General features: G+C 66.8%; 13 protein-coding genes and 1 tRNA gene. 4 read left to right on the forward strand and 10 right to left on the reverse strand.

Annotated elements, in window-relative coordinates; translation table 11 throughout:
* Nucleotides 1–13 precede the first annotated feature (13 nt).
* Nucleotides 14–100, reverse strand: a tRNA-Leu gene (locus ACIGJB_RS17995).
* Between the two features lie 70 nt (nucleotides 101–170).
* On the reverse strand, nucleotides 171–551 hold the full coding sequence (locus tag ACIGJB_RS18000) for a hypothetical protein (protein ID WP_483733667.1): 381 nt from the start codon (nucleotides 549–551) through the stop codon (nucleotides 171–173).
* Between ACIGJB_RS18000 and ACIGJB_RS18005 the strand changes: the two genes are divergently transcribed.
* Complete coding sequence (locus ACIGJB_RS18005) at nucleotides 550–948, forward strand: hypothetical protein (RefSeq protein WP_483733668.1); 399 nt, start codon at nucleotides 550–552, stop codon at nucleotides 946–948. The genes ACIGJB_RS18000 and ACIGJB_RS18005 overlap by 2 nt on opposite strands.
* Before the next feature lie 829 nt (nucleotides 949–1,777).
* Entirely contained in the window at nucleotides 1,778–2,209 is a 432-nt protein-coding gene (locus ACIGJB_RS18010; protein WP_483733669.1) for an FKBP-type peptidyl-prolyl cis-trans isomerase, read from the forward strand.
* A 19-nt stretch (nucleotides 2,210–2,228) separates the two neighbouring features.
* Here ACIGJB_RS18010 and ACIGJB_RS18015 read toward each other — a convergent pair whose 3' ends face one another.
* Entirely contained in the window at nucleotides 2,229–3,068 is an 840-nt protein-coding gene (locus tag ACIGJB_RS18015) for an MlaA family lipoprotein (RefSeq protein ID WP_483733670.1), read from the reverse strand.
* Between the two features lie 40 nt (nucleotides 3,069–3,108).
* Entirely contained in the window at nucleotides 3,109–5,742 is a 2,634-nt protein-coding gene (gene hpnN, locus ACIGJB_RS18020; protein WP_483733671.1) for a hopanoid transporter HpnN, read from the reverse strand.
* 184 nt (nucleotides 5,743–5,926) lie between these two features.
* Here hpnN and ACIGJB_RS18025 point away from each other — a divergent pair, with 184 nt between their 5' ends.
* The gene (locus ACIGJB_RS18025; RefSeq protein ID WP_483733672.1) at nucleotides 5,927–6,565 is read left to right on the forward strand and encodes an MlaC/ttg2D family ABC transporter substrate-binding protein; all 639 of its coding nucleotides are present in this window, start codon (nucleotides 5,927–5,929) and stop codon (nucleotides 6,563–6,565) included.
* A gap of 15 nt (nucleotides 6,566–6,580) precedes the next feature.
* On the opposite strand, the gene ACIGJB_RS18030 is transcribed toward ACIGJB_RS18025, so the two are convergent.
* From ACIGJB_RS18030 to ispH, 6 genes are all read right to left on the reverse strand, one after another.
* A complete protein-coding gene (locus ACIGJB_RS18030; RefSeq protein WP_483733673.1) occupies nucleotides 6,581–7,582 on the reverse strand; it encodes an HpnL family protein in 1,002 nt (333 codons plus the stop codon).
* Nucleotides 7,583–7,592: 10 nt separating this feature from the next.
* On the reverse strand, nucleotides 7,593–8,399 hold the full coding sequence (gene hpnK / locus ACIGJB_RS18035; protein WP_483734712.1) for a hopanoid biosynthesis-associated protein HpnK: 807 nt from the start codon (nucleotides 8,397–8,399) through the stop codon (nucleotides 7,593–7,595).
* Between the two features lie 44 nt (nucleotides 8,400–8,443).
* On the reverse strand, nucleotides 8,444–9,868 hold the full coding sequence (gene hpnJ, locus ACIGJB_RS18040) for a hopanoid biosynthesis associated radical SAM protein HpnJ (protein WP_483733674.1): 1,425 nt from the start codon (nucleotides 9,866–9,868) through the stop codon (nucleotides 8,444–8,446).
* Between the two features lie 141 nt (nucleotides 9,869–10,009).
* Complete coding sequence (gene hpnI / locus ACIGJB_RS18045; protein WP_483733675.1) at nucleotides 10,010–11,104, reverse strand: bacteriohopanetetrol glucosamine biosynthesis glycosyltransferase HpnI; 1,095 nt, start codon at nucleotides 11,102–11,104, stop codon at nucleotides 10,010–10,012.
* A gap of 27 nt (nucleotides 11,105–11,131) precedes the next feature.
* Complete coding sequence (gene hpnH / locus ACIGJB_RS18050) at nucleotides 11,132–12,292, reverse strand: adenosyl-hopene transferase HpnH (protein WP_483733676.1); 1,161 nt, start codon at nucleotides 12,290–12,292, stop codon at nucleotides 11,132–11,134.
* Between the two features lie 24 nt (nucleotides 12,293–12,316).
* On the reverse strand, nucleotides 12,317–13,288 hold the full coding sequence (gene ispH / locus ACIGJB_RS18055; RefSeq protein WP_483733677.1) for a 4-hydroxy-3-methylbut-2-enyl diphosphate reductase: 972 nt from the start codon (nucleotides 13,286–13,288) through the stop codon (nucleotides 12,317–12,319).
* A 160-nt stretch (nucleotides 13,289–13,448) separates the two neighbouring features.
* Between ispH and hpnA the strand changes: the two genes are divergently transcribed.
* Nucleotides 13,449–14,450, forward strand: coding sequence for a hopanoid-associated sugar epimerase (gene hpnA / locus ACIGJB_RS18060; RefSeq protein ID WP_483733678.1), 1,002 nt, complete (start codon nucleotides 13,449–13,451; stop codon nucleotides 14,448–14,450).
* Nucleotides 14,451–14,452 lie beyond the last annotated feature (2 nt).

Consider the following 14,452-nt stretch of genomic DNA (forward strand, 5'->3'; position numbering starts at 1 on the left):
CTTTTCCAAATCTTGGTGCCCAGGAGAGGACTCGAACCTCCACAGTGTTGCCACCGCTAGGACCTGAACCTAGTGCGTCTACCAATTCCGCCACCTGGGCAAGTGAGCTGCGCATTCTACCAGAGGATTCGGGGAATGCAAGCGGTACGCTGCGAAGGCCAGTATTAGCGCTACGCCTGCGGTGGCCGCAGGTGTTCCTGCAGCCGCGAGAGCTCCAGCGCAATGCCGCCGGGAAAACCCTGGCGCCCGCCGCGATTGTCGATCAGCAGGTCTTCAAGATAGGCCAGGGTGCCATCGGGATGGCTCCACAACGCGGCGAGCTGGTTGCCGATGCGCGGAAAACGGCGGCACAGCTCCAGGGGCCGGGCTTCGGGTGGCAGCGAGGCCAGCCAGCGTACTGCCACCGGCGTCAGGGCCAGCGTGTCGGGCGGCACGGGCCGTCGCAGGCTGGGCCAGTCCGGCGCTGCGTGCTCGGGCGGTGCGCCGTCCAGAATCTTTTTCGCTTCCTCTACGGAAACGAATTCGAACGAGAGGGGTTCCTGGGGTTCCATGCCGGTCAACAATCGGAAAGGGATCAACACAGGCCTGCGCCTGCCTCATATAGCTTCGGCCGTTCCGGCATTTTCTGAAGCCTGGCGTCATGCGGCAACACCATACTTTGTGCCGGTTCACGCCGCCGCAATATTCGGGTTTGTGCCAGCTTTCGCCGGCGCTGGCGTTGGAGTCTACTGGAAACGCGCACAAGACGTGGCTGGATGGAAGATCGGGCTGCACGCTGCAACGGTTGGCCCCATCGCTTTCCAGTCGGACATGAATTCCTACGGAGACTACACCATGGTGACCAAGCAGGAAGATGCGTTCATTGTGAAGAATCTGCTCGCGCTGGCGGCGGTGGAAACAATTGGCGCGGCTATTGCGCTGGGCTTGGTCTTCAACGTACTTACCTGAAGTCTTCGACTGGCCCGCGCTAGCCTGCGCGGGCCCATTGTGGGAGGTCGTGTTCGCGGTGTCGTTCTTGGCAGGCGCCGCTGTTTCGCCGGCGGAGCCGGCGAGTCACTTTCTGTCCGAGCGACAGAAAGTAACCAAAGAACGCGTTTACTTGCCCTAACGGGCGAATATTGATCGTAGTGTGCCGAGGGTGTTGTACGGGTATTCGCTTCAGAGCGTGCCCCGCTGCCTGCCGCATGGAGCGCATCCGCATGCAGGCTTTCAGGCGCTGATTGAACCAGCCCCGAACCTGTCCGTGGCCCCTGCTTCCAGCGTCATCGCATCATCGCCTTCGGCTGCTGCGCGGCTCACTAGTCGGTTGCTCAGAGACATCATCGGCGCCGGCGCCATTGCTTCCCTCTTTCCTCTTCTCCTCTGACGTCTTGTTCTTTACTGAGCCGCGCGCAGCGCAGCCGTAGGCGATGATGCGACAGCGCTCGCAGTGTCGGGCCACGGACAGGTTCGGGGCTGGTTCAATCATTGTTGGAGAGCCTGCATGCGGACGCGCTCCACGCGGCAGGCAGCGGGGCAGACTCTGAAGCGAATACCCGTACAACACCCTCAGCGCACTACGATCAATATTCGCCCGTTAGGGCAAGTAAACGCGTTTTTCTGCTTACTCTTTTGTCGCTCGGACAAAAGAGTAAGTCGCCGGCTCCGCCGGCGAAACAGCCGCGCCCGCCAAGAACGATAACCCAGTCATTCCCAGCAACCCCATCCCGACTCCAGCCGCCATCGGCGTCAGTTACACTGCCCGCTCATTCCACTACGCCGCTGCACCGGACCTCTCATGAAACGAATTGCTCTGCTTCTCAGCGCCATGACCTTCGCTTGCGCCGCCATCGCGGCCGCACCGGGCGCCTCGGCACCGGCGGCCGCCGCGGCGCCGCAGACGCTGCCCTCGGGCATGACCATCCAGCACCTGGTCAAGGGCACCGGCCCGTCGCCGAAGGCCACCGACACGGTCCAGGTGCATTACCGCGGCACGCTGGCCGACGGCACGGAGTTCGACAGCTCGTACAAGCGCGGCCAGCCGATCTCGTTCCCGCTGAACCGCGTGATTCCGTGCTGGACCGAAGGCGTGCAGACCATGCAGGTCGGCGGCAAGGCCAAGCTGACCTGCCCGGCGGCGACCGCCTACGGTGCGCGCGGCGTACCGGGCACGATTCCGCCGAATGCCACGCTCACGTTCGAGGTGGTGCTGCTGGGCATCGGCGGCTGAGTTTCCCGGCGCCTGAACGCTATTGCCGCGGTGTCACGGAAGCGGGCGCCGCGGGCACTGCCGGCTCAGCGCCCGGCGCGGATGCCGGTGGGGGAGATGAGGCGGGCGATGGCATGGCCGCGCCTTCCGCTTCCTCGTCTTCGCCGTAGTCCGGCAGCTTGCTATTGCCGCCGTCCAGCAGGTAACGCCGGCGCTGCACGTAGGCATCGCGCACAAAGGCGTACTTGTCCAGCGCCGCCAGTGAGAGCAGGTCGGTCGCGCCAAGCAGGTTGGTGCGCACGTCCACCACATTGAGGCCGTACAGCGAGTTGCGCACGGCCGGTTCCGCATAGGTGGTCGGGTCGAACCAGAAATTCACATACAAGCCCACGCCATCACGGAACGAACTCGGGCCGAACACCGGCAGCACCAGGTAGGGGCCGGACGGCACGCCCCACGTGCCCAGCGTCAGCCCGAAGTCCTGCGAATGCTTCTGCAGGCCGGCCGGCGTGGCAATGTCGATCAGCCCGCCGATCCCCAGCACGGAATTGATGGCCACCCGCATCAGGCTCTCGGCCGCATCCACGCCCTTGCCCTGCAGCAGGTTGTTGGCGAAGTTGCCCACGTCCGCGATATTCGAATAGAAGTTGGTCACCGCGGTGCGCACCGGTTGCGGCGTGACCGCGCGGTAGCCCTTGGCCACCGGCGTGGCGACGTATTGGTCGAGCTTGTCGTTGACCTTGAAGACCACGCGGTTCATCGGTTCGAGCGGGTCATCGGGGTTGGCCTGCGGGCCGGTGGCGCAGCCGGCCGCAAGCAGCGGAACAAGAGCGAGGCATGCCAGCCGTACGGGCTGGCGCGTCATTGAGGGGAGCGGCATGGAGCTGCGATGAGTCGCGGTAGTGATCGTCTAGTTATCGTTATTCAACGGGTGTTGCGTGGGGCCGGTGCACGTGTTCGCGCGGGCGGCCCATCAGGATCGGCTGGAAGAACACCGCGCCGGCCAGCGTGCACATCAGCGCCAGCGCCAGCAGCTTGCCCATGCTCGCGGTGCCGGGATGCTGCGACAGCCACAAGCTGCCGAACGCCGTGGCGGTGGTGGCGGCGCTGTAGAGCACGGCGTGCGTGAGGCTGGACTGCAGCAGCTTGGTCTTGCCATGGCGCCATGCAATCACGTAGTAGATCTTGAAGGCGACGCCAATGCCGAGCAGCAAGGGCAGCGCGATCACGTTGGCGAAGTTCAGCGCAATGCCGAACGCCGCGCACAGTTCCAGCGTGACGATGGCTGACACCAACAGCGGGATGAGCGTGCGCAGCACATCGCCAAACCGGCGCAGCGCAATCCACAGCAGGATCGTGATGGACAGCACGGCCCAGCCGCCGGCCTGCGCGAAGGCACCCATGATCGTATCGGCGGAGCCGCGGATGGCGATCGGGCCGCCGGTTGCGTTCGGCTCGACGCGCAGCACCGCATCCATGAAGCGGTTGAGCGCGGCTTCGCGTTCGATGCCGTCCTGCTGCGGCAGCCTTGGCGTGATGCTGACCAGCGCGCGCCCATCCGCGGTCAGCCAGTCGCGCGCGATCTCCTTCGGCAGGGTTTGCTGCGAGACGGGCAGCGGATCGAGCATCAGGCGCAGGCGGCCCAGGGCCAGGCGCAGCGGCAGGGCAATGGCCTGCTCGGCGCGGTCGCGCGTGGCGGCATCGGCGTCTGCGAGCCGCTTCAGCGCCTTCGACAGGCGGGTTGCCTGCGCGGCGCCGGCTTCCGGATGTTCGTCCGCCGCGATGGCAAGCTGGCGCGACGCATTGCGCAGCGCATTCACGCGTGCCATGTCGCTGGCTGGCGTGGCGGTCTGCTGCGTGAGCACGGGCATCAGCGCGGTGCGCGCCGTGCCGATGGCCGCGAGCTTGGCCGGCTGGTCGTCGGGAACGAAGGTCTGCAGCGTGACGACGCGCGCCACTTCGGGCAGCGGCGAGACCCTGGCCGCGATCTCGCGCGCGGCATCGAGCGAGGGGGCCAGTACGGTGACATCGTCGGTGCCTGCTTCCGGCGCATCCTTGAGCGCCAGCAGCGTCGCCATCGATTCCGAGTGCGGGTCCTTCAGGTGCAGCGGGTCGAAGTCGAAGCGCAGGCGCAGCAGCAGCGGCGATCCCAGCAGGATGGCGGCGCACGTGAACAGCAGCACCGGCTTGCGGTAGCGCTCGAAGAACGCGTCGGCCGGGGCCAGCCAGCCAAAGCCCGGCGCCTCGGCTTCGCCGCGCGGCTTCAGGACCTGGATGAGGGCAGGCAGCATCGTGAACGTCGTCAGGAACGCGACCATCATGCCGACGCCTGCGATCTGCCCCAGTTCCGCGACGCCGCGGAAGTCGGTGGGCAGGAAACAGAAGAACGCCGCCGCCGTGGCCGCGGCGGCCAGCGTGAGCGGCAGCGCGGTTGCCTGTGCGGCATGTTCCAGCGCCTCTGCAATATGGTCGCGATCATGGCGTTCGGCGCGATAACGCACGCCGAACTGGATGCCGAAGTCCACGCCAAGGCCGACGAACAGCACCGCGAAGGCGACCGAGATCATGTTGAGCGCACCCACCATGGCCAGGCCCAGTGCGGCAGTCATCAGCAAGCCCGTGAACAGGCTGGCCAGCACCGCCAGGATCAGGCGGACGGAGCGCAACGCCATCCAGAGAATCAGCACCACGACCAGCACCGTCAGCAAGCCATTGAGCGCGGCGCCGTCGCTGACCGAGGCGAACTCGTCGTCGGCGAGCGGCTGCGGGCCGGTCAGGCGCACGCTGGCCTGGTAGCGCTGCGCCAGTTTCAGTTCGGCGGCCGTGGCGCGGATGGCATCGGCAGCGGCAGCGCCGGCTTGCAAGTCGCTGTAGTCGAGCACGGGGCTGACCGAGACAAAGCTGAAGACGCGTCCCTCCTTGTCCGGCTTGAGGCTGTCGTCGAGCAGGCCGGCCCACGACATTGCGGCCGGCTGGCCTGCCAGTACCTGCTCCAGCGCGCCCGCGCTCGCGCCCAGCAAAGCGTCCATATCGGACAGCTTGATCTGGCCCATCGTCAGCGGCAGGCCCAGCGTGGCGGCAAGCGTGTCGGACAGTCCGCGCAGCGTCGGGTCGTGCGCGAGCTGGTTCAGCAGCGGGCGCGCCTGGACGAGTTGCTGCGTGACCTGTTCGACTTCGGCCGTGCGTGCGAACAGCAGGCCGTTGCGCGCAAAGAACTCGCCCGCGCCGGGCTGGCTGACGGAGCGGAAGTGCTCCGGATGGCGCCGCAGTGCATCGGCGAGTTCGTTGGCGGCGGCATCGGCCAGTTCCGACGCGGGCGCCTGCACCACGGCCAGGATCATCTGTCCGCGCTGGGGAAACGCATCGCCGATGGCCGCATCGCGCCGGGCCCACGGCGCGTCGGATTCCAGCAGGCGGCCGATGTCCGTGTTGATGGCGAAGTGCCGCGCCACATAGAAGCCGCTGGCAGCGGTCAGCAGCAAGGCGGCCACGATCACCAGCCAGGCGCGGATCGTGGCGAGCCTGACGAGGCGGGTCAGCAGCGAAGTCAGCATGGCGTGCTCGGGACAGGGCTTGAGCCGCGAGTATACCGGCTGGCACGCGATCGGCCCGGGCGCATGGCGCATGAGGCGCAGCCAGGGGCGGCAGCTTCGTTCCGCTATACTGGCCCGGCATCCGGGCGCGATGCGGCGTGGCGTCTGGAGCCTTTTTCAAACGCATCTTGCAGCACACATCAGCATGAACAGATTCGGCTTGATTTCCTTTGCACCGGTTGCGGCGGTCGCCATGGTGGCCACGGCGCAGGCGCAGACCGTGCAGCCCGGCGATCTCAAGGCCGCACCGGAGCGCCTGGTGCAGGCGGCGGTCGAAGGCGTGATCACGACCATCCAGACCAACCCCGAGACCCGCAGCGGCGACCTCGCGAAGATCACCGCAGTGGTCCAGAAGCAATTCCTGCCCTATACGGATTTCGGCCGCACCACGCGGCTGGCGGTCGGCAGCGCATGGCGCAATGCCACGCCGGAACAGCAGAAGCAGCTCAACGAGCAATTCACGACGCTGCTGGTGCGCAGCTATGCGGTGTCGCTTGCACAGCTGCGCGAGCAGAACGTCAAGTTCCGCTTCAAGCCGGCGCACCCCGGCGGAGGATCGGGCGACGTGGTGGTGGAATCGCGCGTGCTCAACAACGGCGACGAAATGCAGATCGACTACCGGCTGCAGCGCACGTCAGGCGGCTGGAAGATCTACGACATCAACATGATGGGCGCGTGGCTGATCGAGGTGTACCGCAAGCAGTTCGCCGACATCGTCGCGCGCGGCGGTGTCGACGGGCTGGTGAAGTACCTCGTCGACCATAACGCGCGGCAGGCCGGCTAGGCCTGGAGCCACGGCCTACGGCGCGGTGCCGCTGGCCGTCTCGCGCCGCCAGCGGCGCAGTTCCACCCATTGCCATGACAGTAGCGCGGGCACGCCGTACAGCACCTCGCGCGCGCGCTTGACCAGCGCCAGCGCCAGCGACACATGGGCGTCCATGCCCAGCGCCTGGCCCAGCAGCATCACCACGGCCTCCTGCACGCCCAGCCCGGCCGGCACGAAGAACGCCATGTGGCGCACGGCCTGCGTGAGCGACTCGATCGCGAAGGCTTGCCAGAACGGGACAGGGTGCCCCAGCAGCATCAGCGCGAACCAGATTTCGAGCGTGCCGCTGACCAGCCCGGCGAATTGCCAGGCCAGTGCCGCCAGCAGTTCGCGCCAGCGCCGGTTGAGCGCGCGGATCTGGGCATCGAGCCGCGCGCCGTCGATCATGGCGACGATGCGGTGGTCCTGGCCGAACAGCTTGCGCGCGGCGCCTTCCAGCTTTTCGAACAACGCCGCATGGCGCAGCGACAGCGCAAATACCACCGGCACGGGCAACGACAGCACCAGCCCGGCCAGGATGATCCAGGCCTGGCCGCTGTCATGCAGCGCTGCGATAAGCATCAGCACGCCCAGCGCCGAAAACAGGTACTGCGCGAACAGCGTGACCATGACCTCGACGACGATGGTGGCGGTGACGGCCGTGGTGTCGTGGATGCGCAGCCGGCTCAGCCGCACGCCGACCAGCTCGCCGCCGATGCTCATGGTCGGCAGCAGGCGGCCCACGGCTTCGCGCACGCTGGCCACCCACAAGAGAAAGCCAAGACCCGCTTTCTCCTCGGGATCGGCGGACGTCAGCAGCACGCGCCAGCCCTGCGCATCGAGCAGCAGCGGCAGCGCATGCAGCGGCACCAGCAGCAGGAGCAGCCAGCCACCCTGCGCCATCACGGTGGCGATATCGCCAAGGCCCTCATGGATCACCAGCGCGGTCAGTGCGAACAGCCCCAGCAGGCCGGTCAGGTAGGCGATGCGTTTCATGCGAGAGCCATCAGACCGTGGCCAGCACGTCGGCAAAGCCGCCGCGCCGCACGCCGGCCGCATCGAGGGCTGCGCGCACGCGCGGCGACAGCAGCGCCGCCAGTTCGTCCGCGTGCCGGTAGCCGGCCATGGTTGATGCGATAGCGGCACCCGACGTCACAGCCGGATGCAGGTAGATTTCGCCGATGCCGTCTGGCAGCTTCGCGAGCGCGGCGAGCAGCACCGCTTCATCCATCGCCCCGCTGCGCGCGATGCCGACCACGTAGTCATTGTGCGCGATGCCCGCGCGCCGCAGCCGCCGGCGCAGCAGCGCCAGCCACGGGCGCAACAGCAGCGGCGCATCGGCTTCCAGCGGCAGCCGCACGGCGTGCAGGCCGAATTCACGGCCGATCGACAGGATCAGCGACAGCACGGTCGGGTGCAGATGGAAATGCTTGTGCGTATTGACGTGATCGAGCGGCAGCCCGGTGGCGGCGAACGCTTCGAACTGCGCGCGGATTTCCGCGGCGAGCTGGCGGCGTACATGCGGCAGGAAAAAGAAGCGGCAGCCGTCGCGCGCCATGGCCGAGCCGAAGCGGCCGTGCGCATCGACGAGATCGGGAATGGCCGTGCGCGGCAGCATCGCCGGGCCATCGGCCAGCACCACATGCAGGCCGACGCGCAGCGAAGGCAGGCGCCGCGCGCGCGCCACGGCGTCGGCGGCTTCGGGCGCGGACACCATCAGGCTGGCCGCGTTGAGCACGCCGTCGCGATGCGCGAGTTCCACCGCCTCGTTGACCGCGGTATGCAGGCCGAAGTCGTCTGCGGTGATGATCAGGCCGCGCGCGGGACGCGCGTCGGCAGTGCGATGAGACGGCAGGATCAGGCCTCGCGCGAGCGCAGGAAGCGGAAGAACTCCACGCCTTCGCGCAGCCGCCGCTTCATCATGTCCCAGCTGCCGAGCATCTCGCGCACGATCGCCCAGATCTTGCCGGGACGGAAGTAGAACTGCCTGTAGAAACGCTCCACGCCGCCGTAGATCTCTTCCTTCGACAGGTGCGGGTAGCTGATCGCCGCCAGCTGCACGCCCTTGTCGTTGACCAGGTTGATGACCTTGTTCTCTTCAAGCCAGCCGTTGTCGACCGCCTGCCGGTACAGCGTGGTGCCGGGGTACGGCGCCGCCAGCGACACCTGGATGGTGTGCGGGTTGATCTCCTTGGCGTAGGCGATGGTCTTCTCGATGGTTTCCTGCGTCTCGCCGGGCAGGCCCAGGATGAAGGTGCCGTGGATCTGGATGCCAAGCTTGCGGCAGTCTTCGGTGAAGCGGCGCGCGATATCGGTGCGCAGGCCCTTCTTGATGTTCAGCAGGATCTGGTCGTCGCCCGACTCATAGCCAACCAGCAACAGGCGCAGGCCGTTTTCCTTCATGATCTTGAGCGTGCTGTAAGGCACGTTGGCCTTGGCGTTGCACGACCAGGTCACGCCCAGCTTGCCGAGCCCGCGCGCGATTTCCTCCACGCGCGGCTTGAAGTCGGTGAATGTGTCGTCGTCGAACATGATTTCCTTCACCTCGGGCATGTTCTCCTTGATCCATTTCACCTCGGCAATCACGCTCTCGGCCGAGCGCGTGCGGTAGCGGTGCCCGCCCACGGTCTGCGGCCACAGGCAGAACGTGCAGCGCGAACGGCAGCCGCGCCCCGTGTAGATCGACACGTAGGGGTGCTTCAGGTAGCCGATGAAGTAGTTCTCGATCTTCAGGTCGCGCTGGTAGACGGGCGCCACGAAGGGGAGCTCGTCCATGTTCTCGATCATCGGGCGCTGGCCGTTGTGCTCGAGCGAGCCATCGGGCAGCCGGTACGACAGCCCCAGGATGTCCTTGAGCGGCTTGCCGGCGGCCACGTCCTGGCAGGTGTAGTCGAATTCCTCGCGGCAGACGAAGTCGATCGCGTCGCTCGCACCGAGGGTGCCGCCCGGGTCGACCGCAGGTTTGGCGCCGACCATGCCGATCATCACGCCCGGCTTGCGCTGCTTGAGCTCCTCGGCGAACTTGGCGTCGGTCGGGAACGACGGCGTGCTGGTGTGGAGGATGACCAGGTCGTACTCGACGGCGATATCCAGCGTCTGCTGCGGCGTCAGTTCGTCGGCAGGTGCGTCCAGCACGCGGCTGCCGGGCACCAGCGCGGCAGGCTGTGCCAGCCAGGTCGGATACCAGAACGATTTGATCTCGCGCTTGGCCTGGTAGCGCGAACCGGCGCCGCCGTCAAAGCCATCGAAGGAAGGGGCCTGGAGGAACAGGGTTTTTTTCATAGTGTTGGCTTCGATGTTGTCAGGTCAGGTCAGCTGCGGCTTGTGGCCGGGAGTGCATGTAGCCGTTTTGGCTACGATCGTAGCCAAAACGGCTACATCGGGCAAAGCGTCGCAGCGTTGTCTTGTGTTGGTCATCGTGTATCACCGTGTCATGCCAGGATCCTGCACGGAAAGGACTTGCTGCCGCCATCGGACCTGCTGGCCTCCCAGCGCAGCGGCCCAGCCGACAAGCAAAAGCACGTCCCGCAACGGTGCGCGCAATGCTGCGGCTGCCGTGCCTGCCAATGCACTGCGCGTGAGAATGCCGACTACCGCAATGGCGACCATCCATGCAGCAGGCGACAGCGCCACGCCCAACGCCAGCATCGGCCACGTAAAGGTGATGAATGTAAAGGCAAAGCCCGCCGGATTCAGCGAGCGGATGGTGCGCAGCCAGCGCAGTTCATGCGTCCAAAGCTCGGACAGCCGCGTCTCGGTCACGTCGGTGGTGACCTCCACGTCGGAGAGGACCGTGCGCAATCCCGCTTGCCGGGTCAGTTCGCCCAGCCAGAAGTCATCGGCGAGCCGGTCTGACAGCGATGCGAAGCCGCCGATCCGCGTCAGGGTGTCGCGTCGCAGCGCGATGGTCGCGCCGAAGGCGAAGCGGCACGATCCTCCGGCATGCGCGATGCGCACCGATGGCGCGAACCAGTCGTCGATGAACTGCGCGCCGAGCTTCGCCCAGAAGGCATCGACCGGGCGCCCGCGGTACAGGCAGGTGACGATGCCGACGCCGGAGTCGGCCAGCGGCGCGGTGACGCGTGCCAGGTAGTCGGGCGGCACGGCGATGTCGCTGTCGGCCACGACCAGCCAGTCATGGCGCGCTTGCGCGGCCAGGTTGATCAGGTTGCTGACCTTGAGGTTGGTGCCATGCACGCGCGGGTTGATGACCAGCGTGATGTCGGTGTCGGGGAAGTCCTGCTGCAGGCGCTGCACCACGGCGATGGCGGGATCGTCCGGGTCACGCACGCCGCATACGATCTGCTGTCCCGTGACCGATTGCCGGCACAGCGTGGCCAGGTTGTCGTACAGGCGCGGCTCGGCCCCGCACAACGGCTTGAGCACGCTGGCGCGCAGTTCGCCGGCTTGGGCGAGTGGCGCCACGCGCGTGCGCGCGCGCCGCGTCAGCACGGCGGCGGCCACGGCATAGCCCGCCGACACGCAGGTCAGCGCGCTGCCAAGCAGGGTCGCGGCCATGGCCGCAGCTTCCGCGGGCATCGGCACTCAGTGGGTCGCCGTGGTCTCCGCCCTGGCGGGCCGTTCCTTGCGCGGCTGGGCCCGGCCGATCTCGGCCAGCTTGATCTCGACGTGGCGCGAGAACACGTAGTCGGCGGGACGCTGGTTGTCGAGCGGGATGTCCGGGGCCATCGCCCCATCGGTCTTCACGCCGCGCAGGCTCACGCCGAGCGCCTTGAGCGGATGCGCGAACGTGTCGGCCACGGCGGTGGCCTCGTAGCCGCTATGGACCATGCAATCGGCGCACTTCTCGTAGTTGCCGGTGCCGTAGGCGTCCCAGTCGGTCTCGTCCATCAGTTCCTTGAAGGTCTGCACATAGCCTTCGCCGACCAGGTAGCAGGGCCGCTGCCAGCCGAACACCGTGCGCGCCGGGTTGCCCCAGGGCGTGCAGTGGTAGGTCTGGTTGCCGGCCAGGAAGTCGAGGAACATGGTCGACTGGCTGAACGACCAGTTCTTGCCGCGGCCGCGGCGCAGGATGTCGCGGAACAGCTGCTTGGTCTTGCCGCGGTTCAGGAAATGCTGCTGGTCCGGGGCGCGCTCGTAGGCGTAGCCCGGCGAGACCGTGATGCCGTCCACGCCCATCGCCTTGACCGTGTCGAAGAAGGCGGCCACGCGCTCGGGCTTGGCATCGTTGAAGAGCGTGCAGTTGATGTTGACGCGGAAGCCGCGCGCCTTGGCGGCATGGATGGCTTCGACGGCGCGGTCATAGACGCCTTCCTGGCTGACCGAGTGGTCGTGCGCCTCGCGGTCGCCATCCAGGTGGACCGACCAGACGAAGTAGGGGCTGGGCTCGTACTGGTCCAGCTTCTTCTCCATCAGCAGCGCATTGGTGCACAGGTAGACGAACTTGCGCCGCGCGACGATGCCGCGCACGATCTCGGGCATGTCCTTGTGCAGCAGCGGCTCGCCACCGGCAATCGACACCACCGGGGCGCCACATTCGTCGACCGCGCCCAGGCACTCCTCGATGGACAGGCGCTGGTTCAGGATCGGGTCCGGGTAGTCGATCTTGCCGCAGCCGTTGCAGGCAAGGTTGCAGCGGAACAGCGGCTCCAGCATGAGCGCGAGCGGATAGCGCTTCTGGCGCGCCAGATGCTTGCCGACGATGTAGGCGCCCACGCGGGCGACCTGCAGGAACGGAATAGGCAAGGGGGACTTCCTTTTCTTATGGGTTCAGCCGGGGACCTTCTCGGCCGGTTGCGGTGCGGCCGCCGCGGGGCGGACGTCGACCAGCTCGGCGGGCAGGCGAAACTCGGCGTGCTCTTCGCGGCCTGCCATGGTCGAGACTTCCACGGGGCCCAGGCGGCGCAGCGCGGCAATTACGTCCTCGACCATTTCTTCAGGCGCTGAGGCGCCGGCGGTAATGCCGACGATATTGGCGCCCGCGACCCAGGCCGGGTCGAGTTCGCTGCCATCGGCAATCAGGTAGCTCGGCACGCCGCTTTCGGTGCCGATCTCGCGCAGCCGGTTGGAATTGGAGCTGTTGGTGGCGCCAATGACCAGGATGACATCGGCCAGCTTGCACAGGTCGCGCACGGCGCTCTGCCGGTTTTGCGTGGCGTAGCAGATGTCGCGGGTGTCGGGGCCGACCAGGTCGCTGAAGCGGCGGGCCAGCGCGGCAATGATATTGCGGGTGTCGTCCACGCTGAGCGTGGTCTGGGTGACATAGGCCACCGGGGTGTCGGCGGGCAGGTCGAGCCTGGCGACCTCGGCCTCGTTCTGGATCAGGATTACCTTGCCGGGGATCTGGCCCATGGTGCCTTCAACCTCCGGGTGGCCGGCATGGCCGATCAGGATGACGGTGCGGCCGCTGGCCGCGTACTGCCGGCCCTGGTTATGCACCTTGATTACCAGCGGGCAGGTCGCGTCGATCGCATGCAACTGCCGCTGTCCGGCATCGGCCACGACGGCGCGCGAAACGCCGTGCGCGCTGAAAATGGTCACGGCGCCCGCGGGGACCTCGTCGAGTTCTTCGACAAAGCGCGCGCCCTTGTTCTTCAATCCCTCCACAACATGCTTGTTGTGCACGATCTCGTGTCGCACGAAGACCGGCGCCCCATGCTTGACGAGCGCGCGGTCGACGATCTCGATCGCGCGCACGACACCGGCACAGAAGCCTCGGGGTTGAGCAAGAATCACCTGCATACGGTAGGCCCCCTGGACCCTTCAATGGGTTTCAGTGATTGGGAAGGTGTACAGAAATCACATTTCCGACACATGATGGTTACTATATACCGGACGCGCCGGAAATGTCTGACGGCCCTTTCCATGTTGCGGCGTTTCCATCTCATCGTGAAACCGGGTTATGACAGTAAACGATTACGTTCTGGTGACGGGTGCATCGGGTTTTCTCGGATCCGCGGTGTTGCGGCAGGCACTGTCACGTGGCTGGCGCGTGCGGGCGCTGGTGCGCGCGTCGAGTCCGCGTGCCAACCTGGCGGATTTGCCGGTCGAGGTCGTGCAGGGCGATATGCGCGACCCGGCCGCCGTCGCGGCTGCCATGCAGGGCGTGCGCTACCTGTTCCACGTGGCGGCCGATTACCGGCTATGGGCGCCCGACCCCGAGGAGATCGTCCGGACCAATGTCGACGGCACCATGGCCGTCATGGAGGCGGCGCAACAGGCCGGCGTGGAGCGCGTGGTCTATACCAGCAGCGTGGCCACGCTGCGCGTAGCCGGTGCTACGGCGCCGGTCGACGAAACGGCCGCGCTGACGCCGCACGAGGCCATCGGCGCCTACAAGCGCAGCAAGGTGCTGGCCGAACGCGTGGTCGAGCGCCTGGTGGCCGAACGCGGCCTGCCCGCGGTGATCGTCAACCCGTCCACGCCGATCGGCCCGCGCGACGTGCGTCCCACGCCGACCGGCCGCATCATCGTCGAAGCCGCCACCGGGAAGATCCCCGCATTTGTCGAGACCGGGCTCAACCTGGCCCACGTGGACGATGTGGCCGCGGGCCATTTCCAGGCGCTGGAGCACGGCCGGACCGGCGAACGCTATATCCTGGGCGGTGACGACGTCATGTTGCAGCAGATGCTGCGCGATATCGCCGGCCTCTGCGGCCGGCGGCCGCCGACCGTTCAACTGCCGCGGTGGCCGCTGTATCCGCTCGCCCACGCGGCCGAGGCCGTGGCGCGCGTGACACGCAAGGAGCCGTTTATCACCGTGGACGGGCTCACCATGTCGAAGTACAAGATGTTCTTCCGTTGCGACAAGGCCCGGCGCGAACTCGGTTACCAGCCGCGGCCCTATCTGGAGGGCTTGCGCGACGCGCTGGCCTGGTTCCGCGAGGCGGGATACCTGGGCTGAAG

It is taken from the genome of Cupriavidus sp. C2SS-8b (assembly GCF_057073745.1).

Bases quoted from the DNA above. Each gene is read 5' to 3' on its own strand.
- ACIGJB_RS18005 (WP_483733668.1), top strand. From the start codon at position 550: ATGCCGGTCAACAATCGGAAAGGGATCAACACAGGCCTGCGCCTGCCT.
- ACIGJB_RS18000 (WP_483733667.1), bottom strand. From the start codon at position 551: ATGGAACCCCAGGAACCCCTCTCGTTCGAATTCGTTTCCGTAGAGGAA.
- ACIGJB_RS18010 (WP_483733669.1), top strand. From the start codon at position 1,778: ATGAAACGAATTGCTCTGCTTCTCAGCGCCATGACCTTCGCTTGCGCC.
- ACIGJB_RS18015 (WP_483733670.1), bottom strand. From the start codon at position 3,068: ATGCCGCTCCCCTCAATGACGCGCCAGCCCGTACGGCTGGCATGCCTC.
- hpnN (WP_483733671.1), bottom strand. From the start codon at position 5,742: ATGCTGACTTCGCTGCTGACCCGCCTCGTCAGGCTCGCCACGATCCGC.
- ACIGJB_RS18025 (WP_483733672.1), top strand. From the start codon at position 5,927: ATGAACAGATTCGGCTTGATTTCCTTTGCACCGGTTGCGGCGGTCGCC.
- ACIGJB_RS18030 (WP_483733673.1), bottom strand. From the start codon at position 7,582: ATGAAACGCATCGCCTACCTGACCGGCCTGCTGGGGCTGTTCGCACTG.
- hpnJ (WP_483733674.1), bottom strand. From the start codon at position 9,868: ATGAAAAAAACCCTGTTCCTCCAGGCCCCTTCCTTCGATGGCTTTGAC.
- hpnI (WP_483733675.1), bottom strand. From the start codon at position 11,104: ATGGCCGCGACCCTGCTTGGCAGCGCGCTGACCTGCGTGTCGGCGGGC.
- ispH (WP_483733677.1), bottom strand. From the start codon at position 13,288: ATGCAGGTGATTCTTGCTCAACCCCGAGGCTTCTGTGCCGGTGTCGTG.
- hpnA (WP_483733678.1), top strand. From the start codon at position 13,449: ATGACAGTAAACGATTACGTTCTGGTGACGGGTGCATCGGGTTTTCTC.